The organism is Pseudomonas fildesensis (assembly GCF_001050345.1).
GTDB lineage: Bacteria > Pseudomonadota > Gammaproteobacteria > Pseudomonadales > Pseudomonadaceae > Aquipseudomonas > Aquipseudomonas fildesensis.
Map to the genome: position 1 here is coordinate 213,946 of NZ_LFMW01000011.1, position 21,541 is coordinate 235,486.

Genomic DNA, 21,541 nt, shown 5'->3' on the forward strand with positions numbered 1-21,541 from the left:
GGCATGCCGGCATGGCGCACTATCAGTTTATGGATGGACCAACTGGATGACCCGCTGGTGGCGCGGCCATCCCTGGCCCATGACCTGGACGTCAATGTGGCCATTATCGGCGCCGGTTACACCGGCCTGTGGACGGCCTACTACCTGAAACGCCAGGCGCCCGAGCTGAAAATCGCCATCATCGAGGCACAAACCGCTGGTTTTGGTGCGTCTGGCCGCAATGGCGGCTGGCTGATGGGCAACCTGCTGGGCGAAGACCGCCTGCTGGCTGGCCTGGCGCCTGAACAACGCCGCGCCTCGTTTGACCTGCTGCACGGCATTCCCGATGAAGTGGCGCAGGTACTGGCCCGTGAAGGCATCGACTGTGACTATCGCAAGGGCGGCGCGCTGTATTGCGCCGCACGGTACCCCGAGCAGGAAGGCAGCCTGCGTCGCTACCTGGACAAACTCCACGCCCAGGGCCTCACCGAAGACGATTATCGCTGGCTGAGCCCGCAACAACTGGCCGAGCAGATTCGCATCGCCAAGCCCTATGGCGGTATCTATGCACCCCATGTCGCGACCATTAACCCGGCCAAGCTGGTGCGTGGCCTTGCGCAGGTCGTTGAGCGCATGGGCGTGACGATCTACGAAAACAGCCCCGTCACGCACTGGCAATCCGGCAGCCTGCGCACTGCCCAGGCCAGTGTGTGCGCCGCCTGGGTCGTACCGGCCGTGGAGGGATATGCGCCGACCTTGCCGCCTTTGGGTCGCTATCAGTTACCCGTGCAAAGCCTGATCGTGGCCACCGAGCCATTGCCCGCCAGCACCTGGGCTGAAATCGGCTTGAACCATGGGCAGGCGTTCGGCGAAAGCAGCCGGCAGGTCACCTATGGCCAGCGCACGGCGGACAACCGGCTGGTGTTCGGTGCCCGCGGCGGTTATCAGTTCGCCGGCAAATTGCGTCACAACTTCGATTTGACTGACAGCGAAGTCGAGCTGCGTCGCTACCTGTTCGGCGAACTATTCCCACAGCTTAAGAACGCCCGGATTACCCACTCCTGGGGTGGCAACCTGGGCATGTCGCGCAATTTCAGGCCGCACATGGTGTGCGATCACAAGACCGGCATCGCACTGTCCGGCGGCTATGGCGGGGAGGGCGTCGGCGCCACCAACCTGGGCGGCCGTACCCTGGCCGACCTGATCCTGGGGCGCGACACACCACTGATTCACCAGCCCTGGGTGATCCGTGAGCGCGGCCTCAAGGCCCTCAAAGCGTGGGAGCCGGAACCGTGCCGCTGGCTTGGCTACAACGCGATCATTCGCAGTTTTGTCCATGAAGATCAGGTGTTGGCCAACCCCAACACCGCGCCTTGGCGCCGCAAGCTGGCGACTGGCGTGGCCGAGTTCATGGAAGGGTTCATGCACTAAATCGTTTCACACACAGGTAGTCCCATGAGCATCACTCAATTCAAAGACGCGCTGAATGCACACCTGCCGGATTCGTCACCGGTTGCAGTGCCCCTGGGCGAGCTGATCGCCGTGGCCTCGACCTTGAGCGTGGAGCGCACTGACGGCGTCGAAACCGGCATCTGGGCCTGCACCCCGGGCCGCTGGCGTCGGCAGATCAAATCCCAGGAGTTTTGCCACTTTATCCAGGGCCGCTGCACCTTCACCCCCGACAACGGTGAAATCGTCCATATACAAGCCGGTGATGCACTGATGTTGCCGGCCAACAGCACCGGAATCTGGGATATCCAGGAAACCGTGCGCAAGACTTATGTACTGATCCTGTAACGCTTTGATCCTTGATCGCCTGCCATAAAAACAGCCCTAAAACCGCCAGGAAATCGAACCATGAAAGCCATTGCCCTGTTGCCTTTGATGTTGGTGGCCTCAATCAGCCAGGCCGCCGAGACGGTAAAAATCTACAACTGGTCGAGTTACATCGCGCCGGACACCACGAAGAATTTCCAGAAGCAAACCGGCATCGGTTTCAGCTACGACGTGTACGACAGCAACGAAACCCTCGACGGCAAATTGATGACCGGCAACTCGGGTTATGACGTGGTGTTCCCCTCCAATCACTTCATGGCGCGGCAGATCCAGGGCGGCGCGCTGAAGAAGCTCGACAAGAGCCAGTTGCCCAACTGGAAGAACCTCAACCCCGTGCTGCTCAAGGCCTTGGAAAACAACGACCCTGGCAACGCCCACGGCTTCCCGTACCTGTGGGGCAGCACCGGCATCGGCTACAACATCGACAAGGTCAAGGCGGTGCTGGGCGACAACGCGCCGGTGAACTCCTGGGACCTGATCTTCAAGCCCGAATACATGGAGAAGCTCAGCAAGTGTGGGGTCGCTATTCTCGACAACGGCCCTGAACTGTTGCCGATCGCGCTCAATTACCTGGGCTTGCCGCACCACAGCAAGAACCCGGAGGACTACAAGAAAGCCGAAGCGCTGTTGATGAAAGTGCGGCCCTACGTGGCGTACTTCCACTCCTCGAAGTACACCGGTGACCTGGCCAATGGCGACATCTGCGTCGTTGTCGGCTTTTCCGGCGATGTCCTGCAAGCGGAAAGCCGCGCCAAGGAAGCCAAGAACGGTGTGAATATCGGTTACCAGATTCCCAAGGAAGGCGCTGCGATCTGGTTCGACATGGTCGCCATGCCCGCTGATGCGCCGGATGAAAAAGCCGGTTATGCGTTCATGAATTACCTGCTCGAACCCCAGGTGATGGCGGACATCACCAACTCGGTGCATTACGCCAACGGCAATAGCGCGGCCGACAGCCTGGTTGACCCGGATATCAAGGCGGACACCAAGATCTACCCGAGCGAGGAAATGATGGGCAAGCTGTTTGCGCTTGAGGCCATGCCGCTGAACATCGACCGGATTCGGACACGGGTGTGGAACAACATTCGTACCGGCCGCTGATAGTTCACGCGCGGGCGGGGTTCTTGTGGTGAAAGGAGCTGTTGTGGCGAGCGTTTTTTTGTGGCGAGCCGCTTGTCGTGGCGAGCGGGCTTGCCCCGCGTTGGGCTGCGAAGCGGCCCCATTGAGGAAGAATGCGTTGTATCAGGCAAACCTCAGCGCCAGGTTTTGGGGCCGCTTCGCAACCCAACGCGGGGCAAGCCCGCTCGCCACGACAAGCGGCTCGCCACAAAAAGCCCGCTCGCCAAGAAAACGGGCTAACCCCCTGCTCAGGGATTTTCCAGATCATGCCCCAACGACTGGATAAACAACGAAAACAGCTCCGGCTGTGACGAGATATCCAGCTTCGCGTACAAATGCCGACGATGAACCTTCACCGTGTCCGGCGAGATCTTCAGGCGTTCGGCCATGGCCTTGGACGAAAACCCGCGCAATACCAGGCGGGCGATTTCCAGTTCGCGGTCGGACAATACGCCGCATCCAAAATGGCTCAACGCATCGCGAATCTGGCTATCCATTGCCGGCGCGCGCTGCGTGCTTTGCTGCCAATGCTGCTGCATCAATGGCAGCACCCAGGCGCCCAACGTGGTCATCAGCCCGCTTTCTTCAACGCTGAACCGCCGCTGCATGCCCAGTGACAGCGACAACGTCCCCGCACCCGGCAATTGCAGGATGAATTGCACCTCGTCTTCCAGCACGTTGTCGTGGAAGTAGTTGAGGAAGTATTCACTCTGGCGAAAATGATCCGGCGCCACTTCTTCCAGGCGATACACGCCGCTGGCATAGCCCTCGCGACAGGCCTGGAAAAACGGGTCGAGCAAATACAGGCCGTTGAGGTACACCAGCATCGACGCCGGTTTGCTGCTGGGCTGGGCGTCGTATTCTTCCAGGGCCTGGGGTGGGCCGTCCGGCGGGTAGTAAATCGCCAGGGCGTTATCGAACGGCAGGCATTGGTGCAGCAACAGCACCAGCTGTTTCCAGAACCGCTCGGTGCCGATGTGCGCGACGGTGCGGCCCAGGCCGGCATGCATGCCAACTTCTCGGAACAGGCTCATGTCACGGGCTCCCGTCATCAAAAGATCGGCCAAGGGTTCGACTTTTACCGGGTACCGTCAAGGGGAGTACGCCAATAGGGGAATTGGCCGACAAGCCAGCAGGCTTTAACGTCGCCATCATTCAGCGGGAAACATATCCCGACAAAACATCATTTTTCGTTTCTGCCTCACACCAAAAATAACGACAGAGGATAACGCTTCCCCCGCGCCAGACGGCGTGCTCAAGCCCACCCTGAGCGTCTTCGATGTGGTCGCCATCACCGTTTCGGCGGTGACCCCGGCCAGCTCCGTGTTCGTGATCGCCCCCTTCGCCATCCAGCAGGCGGGCAGCGGCGTGTTTCTGGCCTTTGTGATGGCTGCTTTGCTCGCGTTGATGTTCGCCTTCTGTTACGCCGAGTTGGGCCGCGCCCACAACAGCGCCGGTGGTGAATACGTGTATGCCAAGCGGGTATTCGGTGGCATGGCCGGCTACGCGACGTTTCTGACCGTGCTGGTGATGTTGCTGTTTATCCCGCCGGTACTGGCCACAGGCGCGGCGACTTATCTGAATAACGCCCTGGGCACGAAGTTCGACTCACAAACCGTCGCCCTGGTGATCGTGGTGTGTAGCTACGCCCTGGGCATCCTCAATATCAAGCTGAATGCCTGGATCACTGGCACCTGCCTGCTGCTGGAAGTGGCCGCATTGTTGGTGATCGTGTTTATCGGCTTCGGCAACCCGGTGCAGCCGGCCAGCGTGCTGTTTCAACCGCAAATCGTCGAAAACGGTGTGTTGCACCTGGCACCGTGGGCGCTGGTGATGGGTGCAGTGGGCATCGGCCTGTTCTCGTTCAATGGCTACGGCCCGGCGGTGCTGCTGGCCGAAGACATGAAGTGCGGCGGCAAGGGCGTGCACAAGGCGGTGTTGTGGTCGCTTGGGCTGGTGGTGGTGATCGAGATTGTGCCGATCACCGCGCTGTTGATCGGTGCGCCGTCCCTGAGTGCGATGATCAGCAGCCCCGATCCGATCGGCTATCTGCTCACCAGCCACGGCAATGAAACCCTGTCACGGCTGGTCAGCGCAGGGATCTTCCTGTCGGTGTTCAACGCGATTGTCGCGATCGTCATCCAGATTGGCCGCGTGGTGTTCAGCAGCGGGCGCGATGCGCTGTGGACGCCTGGCATCAACAAACTGTTCACGCGCATTCACCCACGCTGGGACTCGCCCTGGCTGGCTACGCTGTTCCTGGCCATCCCGTCGGCGTTGCTGAGTTTCAGCTCCAACCTGGCCGACCTCACCTCGTTCAGCGTGTTGTTGATTATGCTGGTGTACCTGGTGGTGGCGTTGAGTGCGTTGATGAGCCGGGTGCTGCTGCGTGATCGCGAGCATCCCTATCGCATGCCGTTGTGGCCGTTGCCGGCCTTGCTGGCGGTGCTGGGCGCGGGGTATCTGTTGGTGACGTTGATCGCTGAGGCGTCCATGCGCGACATCATGATCATCATCGGCTTGCTGGCCCTGTCGGTGATTCTGTATTGCATCAGTGGCCGGTCGAGCCCGGCGTTTCAGAAATTGTAAGGAGTGGTTATGCGTGCACGTCAATTGGGCATCACGTTGGGGCTGGGCATGCCCGGCGAATTGAATGCCATCACCGATGTTCCCGGCGTTCGGGTGGGCCACAGCACACTCAAGACCCGTGTCGACGGTAAACAGGTGCGCACCGGCGTGACGGTGATTCAGCCGCGCCCCGGGGAGGCGCGGCACCAGCCGTGTTTTGCCGGGTACCACGTGCTCAATGGCAACGGCGATGCCACGGGCCTGGAGTGGATCAGTGAGGCGGGGCTGTTGACCACGCCGCTGGCGATCACCAACACCCACAGCATCGGCATCGTGCGCGACACTTTGATTGCCCTGGAGCGCGAGCGCCTGGCGGACCCGGCGGTGTACTGGTGCATGCCGGTGGTGATGGAAACCTATGACGGCCTGCTCAACGACATCTGGGGCCAGCACGTTGGCCCGGAGCAAGTGCGCGAAGCCATCAACCACGCCGAGACCGGCCCGGTGCAGGAGGGCGCGGTGGGCGGCGGCACCGGGATGATCTGCCATGAATTCAAGGGCGGCATTGGCACGGCGTCGCGGCGCTTGCCGGCGGAGCAGGGTGGCTGGACCGTCGGTGTGCTGGTGCAGGCCAACCATGGCAAGCGCCAGGAGCTGCGGGTCGACGGTTACCCGGTCGGCCGTCGGCTGATGGAGATTCCTTCGCCGTTTGCCGAGCGGGGTACGCCGGGCATGGGCTCGATCGTGGTGATCCTGGCCACCGATGCGCCGTTGTTGCCGCACCAATGCCAGCGTCTGGCGCAGCGCGCGTCCATTGGCATCGCGCGCACCGGAGGCGGTACCGAGGATTCCAGCGGCGACCTGTTCCTGGCGTTCGCCACCGGCAATCAGGATATGCCGCCGGCGGATTACGGGCGCAAGGGCTTGCCGTTCAGCACGGCGTTGCAGATGGTCAATAACGACCATATATCGCCGCTGTTCAGTGCGGCAGCAGAGGCGGTGGAGGAGGCGATCATCAATGCCCTGTTGGCCGGGGAGGACATGAGCACCGACGATGGCGTGCTGGTGCCCGGCTTGAAACCCGAGACGTTGTTGCAGGCATTACACAAGACCGGCTGGGATATATCCCGGTAATACACGCTAATTACAACTATTTATATAGATGGTGGCCCTTTAATGTTGCCAATGACACCGTGACAATAATTGGATCCATTCATGAAGTTCGCCGCTCAACTTGAGCGGCGTTAGTGCTATTTAATATTTAAATAATGCTGTCGGGTGTTTTGCCGATTAATTGCACTTGCCCCCAATGAACACGGCGTAAGACTTCCTGAAGTTGCCCGCCTTTCAGTTTTGCACTCGGGAAATAGAGGTAGACGAAAGATTTCAAGTTGTGTCAGTTTCGTTACGCCTTCAAAAGAGGCGAGTGATAGGACGATCTCGCCAGCGGGGTTCCTATCGACCCAAGACTGATGCACTTGCAAAACAAGGAAGTACGTTTATGTCAAAAGTAAAAGACAAGGCTATTGTTTCTGCCGCGCAAGCCAGCACCGCTTACTCGCAAATCGATAGCTTCAGCCATTTGTACGACCGTGGCGGCAACCTCACGGTGAATGGCAAACCCTCCTATTCCGTTGACCAGGCAGCCACCCAGCTGCTGCGCGACGGCGCCGCGTACCGGGACGTTGACGGCAACGGCAAGATCGACCTGACCTACACCTTCCTGACCTCCGCCTCGTCGAGCACCCTGAACAAACATGGCATCGCAGGCTTCAGCCAGTTCAACACCCAGCAGAAAGCGCAGGCCGCACTGGCCATGCAATCCTGGTCGGACGTGGCCAACGTCGCCTTCACCGAGAAAGCCAGTGGCGGTGATGGCCACATGACCTTCGGCAACTACAGCAGCGGCCAGGACGGCGCAGCAGCCTTCGCCTACCTGCCCGGCACCGGCGCAGGCTACGACGGCACGTCGTGGTACCTGACCAACAACAGCTACACGCCGAACAAGACACCGGACCTGAACAATTACGGCCGGCAGACCCTCACTCACGAGATCGGCCACACCCTGGGCCTGGCTCACCCTGGCGACTACAACGCCGGGAATGGCAACCCGACCTACAACGACGCGACCTATGGACAGGACACGCGCGGCTACAGCCTCATGAGTTACTGGAGCGAGAGCAATACCAACCAGAACTTCAGCAAAGGCGGGGTCGAGGCTTATGCTTCCGGGCCGCTGATCGACGACATCGCCGCGATCCAGAAGCTCTACGGCGCCAACTACAACACCCGCGCCGGCGACACCACCTACGGTTTCAACTCCAACACAGGGCGTGATTTCCTCAGCGCCACGTCCAATGCCGACAAGCTGGTGTTTTCGGTGTGGGACGGTGGTGGCAACGACACCCTGGACTTCTCTGGCTTCACTCAAAACCAGAAGATCAACCTCAATGAGACCTCGTTCTCCGACGTTGGCGGCCTGGTGGGCAACGTGTCCATCGCCAAGGGCGTGACCGTCGAGAACGCGTTCGGTGGTGCAGGCAACGACCTGATCATCGGTAACAACGCGTCCAACCTGATCAAGGGCGGGGCCGGCAACGACCTCATCTACGGCGGTGGCGGTGCGGACCAACTGTGGGGCGGCGCCGGCAACGACACGTTTGTGTTTGGTGCCAGTTCCGATTCCAGGCCTGGGGCGGCAGACAAGATCTTTGACTTCACCTCGGGTTCCGACAAGATCGACCTCTCCGGCATTACCAAAGGGGCAGGCCTGACCTTCGTCAACGCCTTCACCGGGCATGCCGGCGATGCGGTACTTTCCTACGCTTCGGGCACCAACCTGGGCAGCTTGGCGGTGGACTTCTCCGGGCACGGCGTGGCGGATTTCCTCGTCACCACCGTAGGCCAGGCGGCGGTCAGCGACATCGTGGCGTGATGTAACAGCGCGGCGTTTCGGCGCCGCGCTTCCAGGATGGAGCGTGAAGATGCAACGTTTTCCCCAATTGATCGCCCGCGTTATGCAGGTGTTGTTCGTGTCGGCAGGAGCCCATGCAATGGCTAGCAGTCTTGTTTTACCCACCACCGCGCAGTTGGCCGGGCATTGGGAATTGCACCAGCAGGATCAGGTGTGCGCGCTGGACCTGCTGGAGCAGGCCAACGCCCTGGGGGGGGATGTGGCCTGTGCCGGGCAATGGCTGGGAGACAAACTCTTGACCTGGTCGCCGACACCGGACGGTATTTGGCTGATGAACGCCGAAGGCACGGGAATTACCCATTTAAATCGCCAGAAAGACGGCGAATATAAAGGACGCACGCCTTCCGGTGCCGAAGTTGTATTGCAACGAATACCTTAGTTGCAGGCTATAAGCTTATAACTTGATTTTATTAGTTGGCCGCCCTTTGTTCGGGGTTGGGGCAACTGTTGCGCGAAATTTGATTCAGGGACGATCAAAAGATATGGCAAAGCCCCATGGCGTTGCGCCCTTATTCAAGGCGCTGGGTGAATACAAAAGTATGTTGATCAGTGTCGGCTGCTTCACGGCATTGATTAACCTGTTGATGCTGGTGCCCTCGATTTACATGTTGCAAGTGTATGACCGCGTGCTGTCCTCCCAGAATGAAACCACCCTGGTGATGTTGACGCTGATGGTCGTCGGTTTCTTCGCGTTTATTGGCGTGCTGGAAGTCATCCGCAGTTTTATCGTGATCCGCATCGGTGGCCAGTTGGAGCGGCGCTTCAACTTGCGCGTCTACAAGGCTGCGTTTGAACGCAACCTGCAGCGCGGCCAGGGGCATGCAGGGCAATCCCTCGGCGACCTGACCCATATCCGCCAATTCATCACGGGGCCGGCGCTGTTCGCGTTTTTCGATGCGCCGTGGTTTCCGATCTACTTGTTCGTGATTTTCCTGTTCAACGTGTGGCTTGGCGTACTGGCCACGGCGGGCGCCGTACTGCTGATCGCGCTGGCCTGCCTCAACGAGTACCTGACCAAAAAACCGTTGGGGGAGGCCAGTGGTTTCTCCCAGCAATCGACACAACTGGCCACCAGCCATTTGCACAACGCCGAGACGATCCAGGCCATGGGCATGCTCGGCGCCTTGCGCAAGCGCTGGTTTGCCGTGCATTCGCAGTTCCTCGGTTTGCAGAACAAAGCCAGTGACACCGGTTCGGTGATCACTTCCTTGAGCAAAACCCTGCGCTTGTGCCTGCAATCGCTGGTGCTGGGCCTGGGCGCATTGCTGGTGATCAGGGGCGATATGACCGCCGGGATGATGATTGCCGGTTCTATCCTGATGGGCCGCGTGCTCAGCCCTATCGACCAGTTGATTGCAGTGTGGAAGCAGTGGAGTTCGGCCAAGTTGGCCTACCAGCGCCTGGACGAGTTGCTGCGCGAATTTCCCCCGGAAGTCGAGCCGATGGCCTTGCCCGCGCCCAAGGGCCAGCTGAGTTTCGAACACGTCAGTGCCGGGCCGCCGGGTCGCCGTGTGGCGACCTTGCACCAGGCCAGCTTCAAGCTCGGCGCAGGCGAATTGCTGGGCGTGCTCGGTGCGTCCGGCTCCGGAAAATCCACCCTCGCGCGCGTGCTGGTCGGCGTGTGGCCGACGCTGGCCGGCACCGTGCGCCTGGATGGCGCGGACATTCACCGCTGGGACCGCGACGACCTCGGCCCGCATATCGGCTACTTGCCCCAGGACATCGAACTGTTCAGCGGCAGCATCGCCGACAACATCGCGCGGTTTCGCGATGCCGACCCTGAATGGGTTGTGCGCGCGGCGCAACAAGCCGGCGTGCATGAGCTGATCCTGCGCCTGCCGCAAGGTTACGACACGGTGCTGGGCGACAACGGCGGCGGCCTCTCCGGCGGCCAGAAACAACGGGTGGCCCTGGCCCGCGCGCTGTACGGCGGGCCGCGGCTGATCGTGCTGGATGAACCCAACTCCAACCTCGACACCGTCGGTGAAGCCGCGCTGGCCAGTGCCATCGTGCAGATGAAGGCCCAGGGCAGCAGCGTGATTCTGGTCACCCATCGCTCCTCGGCGCTGGCCCAGGCCGACAAGTTGCTGGTGCTCAACGAAGGGCGCTTGCAGGCGTTCGGGCCGAGCCAGGAAGTGCTGCGCGCGTTATCGGGTCAGCAGGAAGCGCCGAAGGACAAACCCGGCGTCAGTTTCAGTCGTCAGTACCAGGCCGGAAGGAATCCAGGCGCATGAGCAGCATCACTTTTGAACAACGCGACGCGCGCTTTTTTGCGCGCATGGGCTGGCTGCTGACCGTGGTCGGCGCCGGCGGGTTTTTCCTCTGGGCCAGCCTGGCACCGCTGGACCAGGGCATCCCGGTGCAAGGCACCGTGGTGGTCTCCGGCAAGCGCAAGGCCGTGCAAACCCTCAGCCCCGGCGTGGTCACGCGGATTCTGGTGCGTGAAGGCGAAGCAGTGAAGCAGGGCCAGCCGCTGTTTCGCCTCGACCCGACCCAGAACCAGGCCGACGTGCACTCCCTGCAAGCCCAATACCGCATGGCTTGGGCCAGCGTGGCGCGGTGGCAGAGCGAGCGGGATAACCGATCCAGCATCACCTTTCCCGCCGAACTGAGCGCCAACCCCGATCCGGCGTTGGCGCTGGTGCTGGAAGGCCAGCGCCAACTGTTCAGCAGCCGCCGCGAAGCCTTCTCCCGTGAACAGGCAGGCATTCGCGCGAACATCGATGGCGCCTCGGCGCAATTGAATGGTATGCGCCGTGCCCGCAGCGACCTGACCGCCCAGGCCCAATCCCTGCGCGACCAACTAGGTAACCTGCAACCCCTGGCCGACAACGGCTATATCCCGCGCAACCGGCTGATGGAATACCAGCGCCAACTGTCCCAGGTGCAACAGGACCTGGCGCAGAACACCGGCGAAAGTGGCCGCGTGGAGCAGGGCATCCTCGAGTCGCGGCTCAAATTGCAGCAGCACAGCGAGGAATATCAGAAGGAAGTACGCAGCCAACTGGCCGACGCCCAGTTGCGCAGCCTGACCCTGGAGCAGCAACTCACCTCCGCCGGCTTCGATCTGCAGCACAGCGAAATCAACGCCCCGGCCGATGGCATCGCGGTCAACCTCGGCGTGCACACCGAAGGTGCCGTGGTGCGCGCCGGTGAAACCTTGCTGGAGATCGTGCCCCAGGGCACGCGCCTGGAAGTCGAAGGGCATTTGCCGGTGCATCTGGTGGACAAGGTCGGTACCCACCTGCCGGTCGACATCCTGTTCACCGCCTTCAACCAGAGCCGTACACCGCGTGTGCCGGGGGAGGTGAGCCTGATCTCCGCCGACCAGATGCTCGATGAAAAAACCGGAGCGCCGTATTACGTGCTGCGCACCACCGTCAGTGCGGCCGCGCTGGAGAAACTCCACGGCCTGGTGATCAAGCCCGGCATGCCTGCCGAGATGTTCGTGCGCACCGGCGAGCGTTCGTTGCTCAATTACTTGTTCAAGCCGCTGCTGGATCGCGCCGGCTCCGCGTTGACCGAGGAATGAACATGAAGCCTGTGTTCATCGCCTTGTTGTTCAGCTGCGCCAGTGCCCAGGCGGCCATGGGCCCGTTCGATGTCTACGAGCAGGCCCTGCGTAACGATCCGGTATTTCTCGGCGCAATCAAAGAGCGCGACGCCGGCCTGGAGAACCGCACCATCGGCCGCGCCGGCCTGCTGCCGAGGCTCTCCTACAACTACAACAAGGGCCGCAACAACTCCGAAGCGCACCTGCCGGACGGGCGCGGCGGCAGCTATCGCGACGACCGCAATTACAACAGCTACGGCTCCACTTTCAGCCTGCAACAGCCGCTGTTCGACTACGAGGCCTACGCCAACTACCGCAAGGGTGTGGCCCAGGCGCTGTTTGCCGATGAAAGTTTTCGCGACAAGAGCCAGGCGTTGCTGGTGCGCGTGCTGAGCTATTACACCCAGGCGCTGTTTGCCCAGGACCAGATCGACATCGCCCGTGCCAAGAAGAAAGCCTTCGAGCAGCAGTTCCAGCAGAACCAGCACCTGTTCCAGCAGGGAGAGGGCACGCGCACCGATATTCTCGAAGCGGAATCGCGCTATGAGTTAGCGACTGCTGAAGAGATCCAGGCGCTGGATGAACAGGACGCCTCGTTAAGAGAACTGGGCGCATTGATCGGTGTGCAGAGCGTCAACATCCACGACCTCGCACCGCTGAATCAGAGCTTCGCCGCCTTCACGCTGACGCCGGCCAACTACGACACCTGGCACGCCTTGGCGATCAGCAATAACCCCACGCTTGCGTCCCAGCGCCAGGCCCTGGAAGTGGCGCGTTATGAGGTGGAACGCAACCGCGCCGGGCACCTGCCCAAGGTCATCGCATATGCCAGTTCCCGCCAGCAGGAATCCGACAGCGGCAACACCTACAACCAGCGCTACGACACCAACACCATCGGCGTCGAAGTCAGCCTGCCCCTGTATGCCGGTGGCGGCATCTCGGCGTCCACCCGCCAGGCCAGCCGCGCCATGGAACAGGCCGAGTACGAGCTGGAAGGCAAGACCCGCGAAACCCTGATCGAACTGCGCCGCCAGTTCAGCGCGTGCCTGTCGGGCGTGAGCAAGCTGCGCGCCTACCAGAAAGCCCTGGCTTCCGCCGAGGCGCTGGTGGTGTCGACCCAGCAAAGCATCCTCGGCGGCGAGCGCGTCAACCTCGATGCGCTCAACGCCGAGCAGCAGCTCTACAGCACCCGACGCGACCTGGCCCAAGCGCGTTACGACTACCTGATGGCCTGGACCAAATTGCACTACTACGCGGGCAACCTGCGCGACACCGACCTGGCGAAAGTCGATGAGGCGTTTGGCCCTGTGCCGGGGCATCCATAACAACAAAAAGGATCGCTTTGATGATCACTGATTCACCGCGCTTCAAACCCTTTACCGCTGGTTCATTGCTGCTGTTGTCCGTTGCGGCACACGCGCAATACACCGAGACCGGCCAACCCGGCGACGCGGTCAGTTGGCGTTCCGCCGAGTACCTCAGTGACTGGGGCCTGGACCGCATGAAAGCCAACGAAGCCTATGCCGCTGGCATCAGCGGCAGCGGGGTCAAAATCGGCGCGCTGGACTCGGGCTTCGACGCCAATCACCCGGAAGCCGCCAAAGACCGTTTCCACCCGGTCACCGCCAGCGGCACCTACGTCGATGGCAGCTCCTTCAGCACCACGGGCGCGCTCAATCCCAATAACGACTCCCACGGCACCCACGTCACCGGCACTATGGGCGCAGCCCGCGACGGTGTGGGCATGCACGGCGTGGCGTACAACGCGCAAGTCTACGTAGGCAACACCAACGCCAACGACAGTTTCCTGTTTGGCCCGACCCCGGACCCCAAGTACTTCAAGGCGGTGTACAGCGCCCTGGTGGATTCCGGCGTGCGCGCGATCAACAACAGCTGGGGCAGCCAACCCAGGGACGTCAGCTACCAGACCCTCGGTGACCTGCACGCGGCCTACGCCCAGCACTACAACCGGGGCACCTGGCTGGATGCGGCGGCGGACGTGGCCAAGGCAGGCGTGATCAATGTGTTCAGCGCTGGCAACAGCGGGTATGCGAATGCCAGCGTGCGTTCGGCGCTGCCGTATTTCCAGCCGGAGCTGGAGGGGCATTGGCTCGCGGTGTCGGGGTTGGACAAGGCGAATAACCAGAAATACAACAAGTGCGGTATTGCCAAATACTGGTGCATTTCCACGCCAGGGGCGTTGATCAATAGCACCATTCCCGAGGGCGGTTATGGGGTGAAGTCCGGTACTTCGATGTCGGCACCCCATGCCACGGGCGCCTTGGCGCTGGTGATGGAACGCTACCCCTACATGACCAGCGCGCAGGCGTTGCAGGTGCTGTTGACCACCGCCACCCAACTTGACGGCTCGCTCACCCAGGCGCCCAACACAACCGTGGGCTGGGGCGTGCCGGACTTGGGCCGGGCGATGCACGGGCCGGGGCAGTTGCTTGGGGCAATGGACGTCAGCCTGGCTGCCGGGCAGGGCGATGTGTGGAGCAATGGCATCTCTGATCAGGCGCTGATTCAGCGTCAGTCGGAAGACCGTGTCGAACACACCGCCTGGCAGCAAACCCTGATCGACAAGGGTTGGCAAAACGGCGTGAGCGCCACGGCCAGCCAGCAGGACCAGACTGATTACGCGGTCGGCAGCGCACGCGACCAGGCCGCCGCGAACCGCGTTTATGAGGGCAGCCTGATCAAGTCCGGCGCCGGTAGTTTGGTCCTCAGTGGCGACAGCACCTATCGCGGCGCAACCACCGTCAACGGCGGCTTGCTGGCGGTGAACGGTTCGTTGACCTCGGCGGTGACGGTTAATCAAGACGGCACCCTGGGTGGCAATGGGCGTATTGCGGCGCTGTCGGTTAACAGCGGCGGCCGTGTGGCACCGGGCAATTCGGTGGGCACCTTGCAGGTGGCCGGCGATGTGAACCTGGGCGCGGGGTCGACCTACGCCGTGGAACTGACCCCCACCAGCAGCGACCGCATCGTCGCCGGCGGCAAGGCCATATTGGGTGGCGGCAGCGTGACGCTGGCGCTGGAAAACAGCCCGACGTTGCTCAGCCAGACTGAAGCGCAAAGCCTGATCGGCCGGCAATACAGCATTCTTCAGGCGGCCGGCGGCATTCAGGGGCAATTCGGCCGGATCTTGCCCAACTACCTGTTCCTCGGCGGCAACCTCGACTATGCCGCCAATGGTGTGCAACTCGATGTGGTGCGCAATGACGCCACGTTCGCAAGCACAGGCGCCACCCGTAACCAGCGCGCGGTCGCGGCCGCCGCCGAACAACTGGGCGCCGGCAACCCGGTGTATGAAAGCGTGCTGCGCTCCGACTCCCTGGCAACCGCCCAGCAGGGTTTTCAGCAGCTGTCTGGCGAGGTCTACCCGGCGATTGGCGCGATGCTGATCAACGACAGTCGCCAGGTGCGCGATGCCGTGGGTGAGCGGCTGCGGCATGTGCCGGTCACGGGTGAAAGCAACGTGTGGCTCAAGGCGCTCGGCGCCTGGGGCAATACCGACAGCCGCAGCGAAACAGCCGGCGCCACCACTTCCCTCGGCGGCTTGCTGATGGGCGTCGACGGCGCGCTGGATGAGCAGACGCGCGTAGGGCTGGTGGCCGGTTACAGCGACAGTTCGTTGAGCATGGGCAGAGGCACACATTCTTCGGCTTCGGTCGACAGTTATCACTTGGGCGCGTATGCCGGGCGCGAATGGGGGGACTGGCGCCTGAGCGTCGGCGGTGCCTACAGCTGGCATCGCGGCGATGTGAAACGCGATTTGCAGTACGGCGAGGTCAGCGGCAAGCAGAAGGCCAAGCTGGATGCGCGCAGTGCGCAATTGTTCACCGAAGCGGCGTACCGCGTTCAGCTGCAACCGCTGGCGTTGGAGCCGTTCGCCAACCTGGCCTATGTGCACCTCGACAGCGATTCATTCCATGAAAAAGGCGATGCCGCTGCGCTGGAACGCGGCAGTGATCGGCGTGATGCGGTGCTCGGCACCCTCGGTGTGCGCGCGCTGAAAACCCTTCACCTCACGGATCGCCAGCAGTTGGAGTTGTCCGGTTCACTGGGCTGGCAACACAGCCTGACCGCCGTCGAATCCGAGGAACACCTGGCGTTTGTTGCCGGTGGGCCGTCGTTCGCCGTGCGCAGCTCGCCGTTGCAGCGTGATGCGGCGTTGGTGGGCGTGCAGGCCAGCCTGGTGTTGAACCCGTCGACACGAATCAACCTCGACTACAACGGCCTGTTGGGTGGCCGGGAGAAGACGCAAGGCGTGGGGCTTAGCTTGAACTGGCAGTTCTGAAAACACCGCAGAAGATCGTTTCCACGCGCAGCGAAGGAATGCCGCTTGTGACGCTCTGCGTCACGCTTGGGGACGCGGAGCGTCCGGGGCTGCATTCCCACGCAGAGCGTGGGAACGATCAACGATCAACGCGGGGCGTGGGCACGATCAATCAACGATCAAAAAACCAAGAAAAAACTAAGGAAGGTCACCGTGAATACACGCAAGTCAGGGTTAACTACCGCCATCCACACAGGCCCGGGCTACCCGCTCAAGGCGTTGAGCGGCGTGCCATACGGCGCGTTGCTGTGTTGCCTGGCAAGCCTGGGTACCGCCCAGGCCGCACCCTATGTAGAAACCGGCAAGCTCGGCGACGCCGCGAGTTGGCGCAGCAATGAGTTCAACGCCGACTGGGGCCTGGGCGCTGTGCATGCAGACGTCGCCTATGCCGCCGGCTACACCGGCAAGGGCGTCAAACTGGGCATCTTCGACCAGCCCGTGTACGCCCCGCATCCTGAATTCGCCAGCCCCGGCAAAGTGGTGACGATCGTCACCGAGGGCATCCGCCAATACACCGACCCGTACATCCCGGTGAAGGCCGGCGATGCGTTTCGCTATGACGGTACGCCGTCCCTCGGTTCCAACGGCAAGCTGGGCAACCACGGCACCCATGTCGGCGGCATTGCAGCGGGTAATCGCGACGGCGGGCCGATGCATGGCGTAGCGTTCGACGCACAAATCATCAGCGCTGAAAACGGTGACCCAGGGCCTGAAGACGGGATCATCCTCGGCAACGATGGCGCAGTGTACAAAGCCGGATGGGATGCACTGGTGGCCAGCGGCGCGCGGATCATCAACAACAGCTGGGGCATCGGTATCGGTGACCCATACGCCCAGGGTGGCCGCGATCCGGCGTTCCCGAATTTCACCGTCAATGAAGCGCAGGCGCAGTTCGATAACATCCGGCCGATCCTCGGCACGATTGCCGGCGGCGCCTACCAAGGTGCAATCGATGCCGCGCGCAGCGGCGTGCTGACCATCTTCGCTGCCGGTAACGACTACAACCGCAATAACCCGGATGCCATCTCGGGCCTGGCGTACTTTGTGCCGGACATCGCGCCCAACTGGCTGTCGGTGGCGGCCTTGCAGCAAAACCCCAATACCGCGAGCCCCGACCCCTATGTGATCAGTACCTTCTCTTCGCGCTGCGGCTATGCGGCGAGTTTTTGCGTGTCGGCGCCCGGTACCAGGATCTACAGTTCGGTGATCAACGGCACCACCCTGGAAAACCTCACCACCGACTACGCCAACTTCAACGGCACCTCCATGGCCGCGCCGCATGTGGCCGGCAGTGCGGCGGTGCTGATGGAGCGCTTCCCGTACATGAACGGCGAGCAGGTTTCCACGTTGCTCAAAACCACCGCCACCGACCTTGGCGCGCCGGGTATCGACGCGTTGTACGGCTGGGGCATGATCAACCTGGGCAAGGCGGTCAACGGGCCGGGCATGTTTATCACGGCGGAGGATATTCCGGCCGAGTTTCGTATTGACGGCGCGTATGGCAGCGGGCAATTCGTTGCGGACCTGCCGGGCATCGGCGCCGTGGTGGATGCCGGTAAACCTACCCAGCGCCTGTGCACCGACGTGCATTGCGGGCTGGACGTGTGGAGCAATGACATCTCGGGCCATGGTGGCCTGACCAAGCAGGGGGTTGGCGCGCTGGTGCTGACCGGCGCCAATACCTACAGCGGTCCGACCCTGGTCAATCAGGGGCTGCTGGCGATTAATGGCTCGCTCACCTCCGACGTCACCGTCAGCCAGAGCGGCGTGGTCGGCGGCTCGGGGCGTATCGGTTCGCTGAACGCGAAAAGCGGCGGCACGGTGGCGCCGGGTAATTCGATCGGCACGCTGAATGTGGCCGGGGATGTGACCTTCGACGCAGGCTCAACCTATGCAGTCGAACTGTCGCCGACCAACAGCGATCGGATCGTCGCGGGCGGCACTGCCACGCTCAACGGCGGCGCGGTGACCCTGGCCCTGGAAAACAGCCCGACGCTGCTCAGCGGGGCGCAGGCCCAAAGCTTGATCGGTCGCCAGTACAACATCCTCCAGGCCGCCGGCGGCATCACCGGCAGCTTCGGCGCAGTGCTGCCCAACTACCTGTTTATCGGCGGCACGCTGAACTATGCAGCCACCGGTGTGCAGCTGGATGTGGCGCGCAATGCCAACAGCTTTGCCAGCGCAGGCGCTACCGATAACCAACGTTCCGTCGCCGCCGCTGCCGAGCAATTGGGCGCGGGCAATGCGGTGTATGAAAGCCTGCTGCTGGCGCCGAACGCGGCCTCGGCACAAGGCGCGTTCCAGCAACTGTCCGGGGAAATCTACCCGGCGTTGCAAACCGCGCTGGTCAATGACAGTCGCTACCTGCGTGAAGCCGTGGGTGAGCGCTTGCAGAATGGCGAGATGGGCGCTTCCAGCCAGACCGTCGACGCGCGTGGCAACGTGTGGGTCAAGGCCTTGGGCGCGTGGGGCAAGACCGACAGTCGCAGTGACACGGCGGGCTCCACCACCTCCATCGGCGGCATGCTCGCCGGGGTCGACGGCGCGCTGGACGAGAACACCCGCCTGGGCCTGGTGGCTGGCTACAGCGACACGTCACTGAACATGGGCAGCGACACCCACTCGCGCGCGTCCGTCGACAGCTACCACCTCGGCGCGTACGCCGGGCACGAGATCGGCGCCTGGCGCCTGAGCGGTGGCGCGACCTACAGCTGGCACCGCGCCGATGTGAAGCGCGACCTGCAATACGGTGAGGTCGCCGGCAAGCAGAAAGCCAAGGTCGATGCGCGCAGCACCCAGGTGTTCGGCGAGGCGGCGTACCGCGTCAACCTGCAACCGCTGGCCCTGGAACCGTTCGCCAACCTGGCCTACGTGCACCTGGACACCGATGGCGTCACCGAGAAGGGCGATGCCGCGGCGTTGAAAAGCCGCGATGACAGCCGCGACCTGGTGTTGAGCACCTTGGGCATGCGTGCGTTGAAGACCTTCAATGTGAATGACCATCAGCAACTGCAGGTGTCCGGCACGCTGGGCTGGCAGCACAACCTGAGCAGCACCGACTCGCAGCAGCACCTGGCGTTTGCGTCGGGCGGGCCTTCGTTTGCGGTGGAAAGTGCGCCGATGGTGCGTGATGCGGCGTTGGTCGGCGCGCGGGTCAGCCTGGCGCTGAGCAAGGAGGCGCGGGTGAACTTTGATTACAACGGTTTGTTGGCCAGCAAGGAGAAAGTCCACGGCGTGGGCCTGAGTCTCGACTGGGCATTCTGATGGTTTAACCACTCTGTAGGGGCGAGCAAGCTCGCTCCTGCAGCGGGGGTCCAATAACAATAAGAGGGGTAGCATCATGGGTATCTTTGACTATAAAAACCTTGGCACAGAGGGCTCGAAAGCGTTGTTTGCCGATGCGATGGCGATCACGCTTTACAGCTATCACAACCTCGATAACGGCTTTGCCGTGGGGTATCAGCACAACGGGTTGGGCACCGGTTTGCCGGCGACGTTGGTGGGTGCGTTGCTGGGCAGTACTGATTCGCAGGGCGTGATCCCCGGTATTGCGTGGAATCCCGACTCGGAAAAGGCCGCCCTCGATGCGGTGCAAAAAGCCGGTTGGACGCCTATCAGCGCCAGCACCCTGGGCTATGGCGGCAAGGTCGACGCGCGGGGTACGTTTTTTGGCGAAAAGGCTGGCTACACGACGGCCCAGGTCGAGGTGCTGGGCAAGTACGATGACGCCGGCAAGTTGCTGGAAATCGGCATTGGTTTTCGCGGTACCTCCGGGCCACGGGAAAGCTTGATCAGCGATTCAATCGGTGACTTGGTCAGTGATTTGCTCGCCGCGCTGGGCCCCAGGGACTACGCGAAAAACTACGCGGGCGAAGCCTTCGGTGGCTTGCTCAAAAACGTCGCGGACTATGCTGCCGCTCATGGCCTGTCCGGCACGGACGTGGTGGTCAGCGGCCATAGCCTCGGCGGGCTGGCGGTCAACAGCATGGCCGACTTGAGCAACAACAAATGGTCAGGCTTCTACAAGGACGCCAACTATGTGGCCTACGCCTCGCCGACCCAGAGCGCGGGCGACAAAGTGCTTAATGTCGGTTATGAAAATGACCCGGTGTTTCGCGCGCTGGACGGTTCGTCCTTCAACTTTTCGTCGCTGGGTGTGCATGACAAACCCCATGAGTCGAGCACCGACAACATCGTCAGCTTCAACGATCATTACGCGTCGACGCTGTGGAACGTGCTGCCATTTTCCATCGTCAACCTGCCGACCTGGATCTCCCATTTGCCCACCGGCTATGGCGACGGCATGACGCGCATCCTGGCGTCCGGGTTCTACGACCAGATGAGCCGGGACTCCACGGTGATTGTCGCCAACCTGTCCGATCCCGCGCGGGCCAACACCTGGGTGCAGGACCTCAACCGCAATGCCGAGCCGCACAAGGGCAACACCTTCATCATCGGCAGCGACGGCAACGACCTGATCCAGGGCGGCAAGGCTGCGGACTTTATCGAAGGCGGCAAGGGCAATGACACGATCCGCGACAGCAGTGGCCACAACACGTTTCTGTTCAGTGGGCACTTTGGGCAGGACCGCGTGATCGGCTATCAGCCGACGGACACGCTGCTGTTCAGCGGGGTGGAGGGCAGCACGGATTATCGCGACCACGCCAAGGTGGTGGGCGGGGATACGGTAATCAGTTTTGGCGGGGATTCGGTGACGCTGGTGGGGGTGGGTAGTTTGTCGGGGGAGGGGATTGTTATTGCTTAAAGGTAGTGAATGCGGTCAAAAAAGTGGGAGGGGGCTTGCTCCCGATAGCGGTGGGTCAGTCAATTTATTTAGTGACTGACACTGTGCTATCGGGAGCAAGCCCCCTCCCACATTTGGACAGGTGTTTCCCACATTGAATAGGGCGGGTTGGGTCAGTCTTCTTTGCGTACGGTGGCGACGTCATCGGCTTTGACGCGGATGCGCTTGCCGGCGATGTCGGTGAATTCGTAGAAGCCGTCGGCGGTTTTGGTCTTTGGGGAATCCTTGGTCAAATATTGCGTGCCATTTTGCAGTGTCACTACGGTTTGCGTGGAGCAACCGGCCAATACCAGAAAAGTGAGTGCAACCAGTGGCAGACCCAAATTCTTCATGTTCATAACCCTTACCTTAACCCTGAAAGTCCCG

General features: G+C 61.9%; 15 protein-coding genes. 13 read left to right on the top strand and 2 right to left on the bottom strand.

Annotated features, from left to right (window positions below; all coding sequences use genetic code 11):
• Positions 1-3 precede the first annotated feature (3 nt).
• Genes ACR52_RS16995 through ACR52_RS17005 form a run of 3 tightly spaced genes read left to right on the top strand, consistent with a single transcriptional unit; the run spans position 4 to position 2,916 of the window.
• A complete protein-coding gene (locus tag ACR52_RS16995) occupies positions 4-1,410 on the top strand; it encodes an NAD(P)/FAD-dependent oxidoreductase (RefSeq protein ID WP_048726551.1) in 1,407 nt (468 codons plus the stop codon).
• A 24-nt stretch (positions 1,411-1,434) separates the two neighbouring features.
• Positions 1,435-1,776, top strand: coding sequence for a cupin domain-containing protein (locus tag ACR52_RS17000; protein WP_048726557.1), 342 nt, complete (start codon positions 1,435-1,437; stop codon positions 1,774-1,776).
• A gap of 60 nt (positions 1,777-1,836) precedes the next feature.
• Entirely contained in the window at positions 1,837-2,916 is a 1,080-nt protein-coding gene (locus ACR52_RS17005) for a polyamine ABC transporter substrate-binding protein (protein WP_048726562.1), read from the top strand.
• A gap of 266 nt (positions 2,917-3,182) precedes the next feature.
• Here ACR52_RS17005 and ACR52_RS17010 read toward each other — a convergent pair whose 3' ends face one another.
• Positions 3,183-3,968 (bottom strand): helix-turn-helix transcriptional regulator, encoded by a 786-nt coding sequence (locus ACR52_RS17010; protein WP_048726565.1) that lies wholly within the window; start codon positions 3,966-3,968, stop codon positions 3,183-3,185.
• A 178-nt stretch (positions 3,969-4,146) separates the two neighbouring features.
• Here ACR52_RS17010 and ACR52_RS17015 point away from each other — a divergent pair, with 178 nt between their 5' ends.
• The 10 genes from ACR52_RS17015 (at position 4,147) to ACR52_RS17060 (ending at position 21,136) form a co-directional block, all read left to right on the top strand.
• Positions 4,147-5,523 (top strand): APC family permease, encoded by a 1,377-nt coding sequence (locus ACR52_RS17015; protein WP_048726568.1) that lies wholly within the window; start codon positions 4,147-4,149, stop codon positions 5,521-5,523.
• Between the two features lie 9 nt (positions 5,524-5,532).
• Positions 5,533-6,636: a DmpA family aminopeptidase gene (locus ACR52_RS17020; protein ID WP_048726571.1), complete on the top strand. Its 1,104-nt coding sequence runs from the start codon at positions 5,533-5,535 to the stop codon at positions 6,634-6,636.
• A gap of 367 nt (positions 6,637-7,003) precedes the next feature.
• Positions 7,004-8,437 (top strand): serralysin family metalloprotease, encoded by a 1,434-nt coding sequence (locus ACR52_RS17025; RefSeq protein WP_048726573.1) that lies wholly within the window; start codon positions 7,004-7,006, stop codon positions 8,435-8,437.
• 49 nt (positions 8,438-8,486) lie between these two features.
• On the top strand, positions 8,487-8,855 hold the full coding sequence (locus ACR52_RS17030) for a protease inhibitor Inh/omp19 family protein (RefSeq protein WP_048726576.1): 369 nt from the start codon (positions 8,487-8,489) through the stop codon (positions 8,853-8,855).
• A 103-nt stretch (positions 8,856-8,958) separates the two neighbouring features.
• Positions 8,959-10,710, top strand: coding sequence for a type I secretion system permease/ATPase (locus ACR52_RS17035; RefSeq protein WP_048726579.1), 1,752 nt, complete (start codon positions 8,959-8,961; stop codon positions 10,708-10,710).
• Complete coding sequence (locus tag ACR52_RS17040; RefSeq protein ID WP_048726582.1) at positions 10,707-12,008, top strand: HlyD family type I secretion periplasmic adaptor subunit; 1,302 nt, start codon at positions 10,707-10,709, stop codon at positions 12,006-12,008. The genes ACR52_RS17035 and ACR52_RS17040 overlap by 4 nt, the downstream gene beginning before the upstream one ends.
• Positions 12,009-12,010: 2 nt before the next feature.
• Positions 12,011-13,354 carry a TolC family outer membrane protein gene (locus tag ACR52_RS17045; protein WP_048726586.1) on the top strand — a complete coding sequence of 448 codons (1,344 nt, stop codon included), beginning with the start codon at positions 12,011-12,013 and terminating at the stop codon, positions 13,352-13,354.
• 20 nt (positions 13,355-13,374) lie between these two features.
• A complete protein-coding gene (eprS, locus tag ACR52_RS17050; protein ID WP_048726589.1) occupies positions 13,375-16,332 on the top strand; it encodes an autotransporter serine peptidase EprS in 2,958 nt (985 codons plus the stop codon).
• A 192-nt stretch (positions 16,333-16,524) separates the two neighbouring features.
• On the top strand, positions 16,525-19,635 hold the full coding sequence (locus tag ACR52_RS17055) for an autotransporter serine protease (RefSeq protein ID WP_048726592.1): 3,111 nt from the start codon (positions 16,525-16,527) through the stop codon (positions 19,633-19,635).
• A gap of 76 nt (positions 19,636-19,711) precedes the next feature.
• Positions 19,712-21,136, top strand: a complete 1,425-nt coding sequence (locus ACR52_RS17060; RefSeq protein ID WP_048726596.1) for a polyurethane esterase — start codon at positions 19,712-19,714, stop codon at positions 21,134-21,136.
• Positions 21,137-21,288: 152 nt separating this feature from the next.
• Here ACR52_RS17060 and ACR52_RS17065 read toward each other — a convergent pair whose 3' ends face one another.
• Positions 21,289-21,513 carry a YgdI/YgdR family lipoprotein gene (locus tag ACR52_RS17065; RefSeq protein WP_048726600.1) on the bottom strand — a complete coding sequence of 75 codons (225 nt, stop codon included), beginning with the start codon at positions 21,511-21,513 and terminating at the stop codon, positions 21,289-21,291.
• Positions 21,514-21,541 lie beyond the last annotated feature (28 nt).

Coding starts and splice junctions, on each gene's coding strand:
- ACR52_RS17000 (WP_048726557.1), top strand. CDS start 1,435: ATGAGCATCACTCAATTCAAAGACGCGCTGAATGCACACCTGCCGGAT.
- ACR52_RS17005 (WP_048726562.1), top strand. CDS start 1,837: ATGAAAGCCATTGCCCTGTTGCCTTTGATGTTGGTGGCCTCAATCAGC.
- ACR52_RS17045 (WP_048726586.1), top strand. CDS start 12,011: ATGAAGCCTGTGTTCATCGCCTTGTTGTTCAGCTGCGCCAGTGCCCAG.
- ACR52_RS16995 (WP_048726551.1), top strand. CDS start 4: ATGCCGGCATGGCGCACTATCAGTTTATGGATGGACCAACTGGATGAC.
- ACR52_RS17035 (WP_048726579.1), top strand. CDS start 8,959: ATGGCAAAGCCCCATGGCGTTGCGCCCTTATTCAAGGCGCTGGGTGAA.
- ACR52_RS17010 (WP_048726565.1), bottom strand. CDS start 3,968: ATGAGCCTGTTCCGAGAAGTTGGCATGCATGCCGGCCTGGGCCGCACC.
- ACR52_RS17065 (WP_048726600.1), bottom strand. CDS start 21,513: ATGAACATGAAGAATTTGGGTCTGCCACTGGTTGCACTCACTTTTCTG.
- ACR52_RS17060 (WP_048726596.1), top strand. CDS start 19,712: ATGGGTATCTTTGACTATAAAAACCTTGGCACAGAGGGCTCGAAAGCG.
- ACR52_RS17020 (WP_048726571.1), top strand. CDS start 5,533: ATGCGTGCACGTCAATTGGGCATCACGTTGGGGCTGGGCATGCCCGGC.
- ACR52_RS17030 (WP_048726576.1), top strand. CDS start 8,487: ATGCAACGTTTTCCCCAATTGATCGCCCGCGTTATGCAGGTGTTGTTC.
- ACR52_RS17025 (WP_048726573.1), top strand. CDS start 7,004: ATGTCAAAAGTAAAAGACAAGGCTATTGTTTCTGCCGCGCAAGCCAGC.
- ACR52_RS17040 (WP_048726582.1), top strand. CDS start 10,707: ATGAGCAGCATCACTTTTGAACAACGCGACGCGCGCTTTTTTGCGCGC.
- eprS (WP_048726589.1), top strand. CDS start 13,375: ATGATCACTGATTCACCGCGCTTCAAACCCTTTACCGCTGGTTCATTG.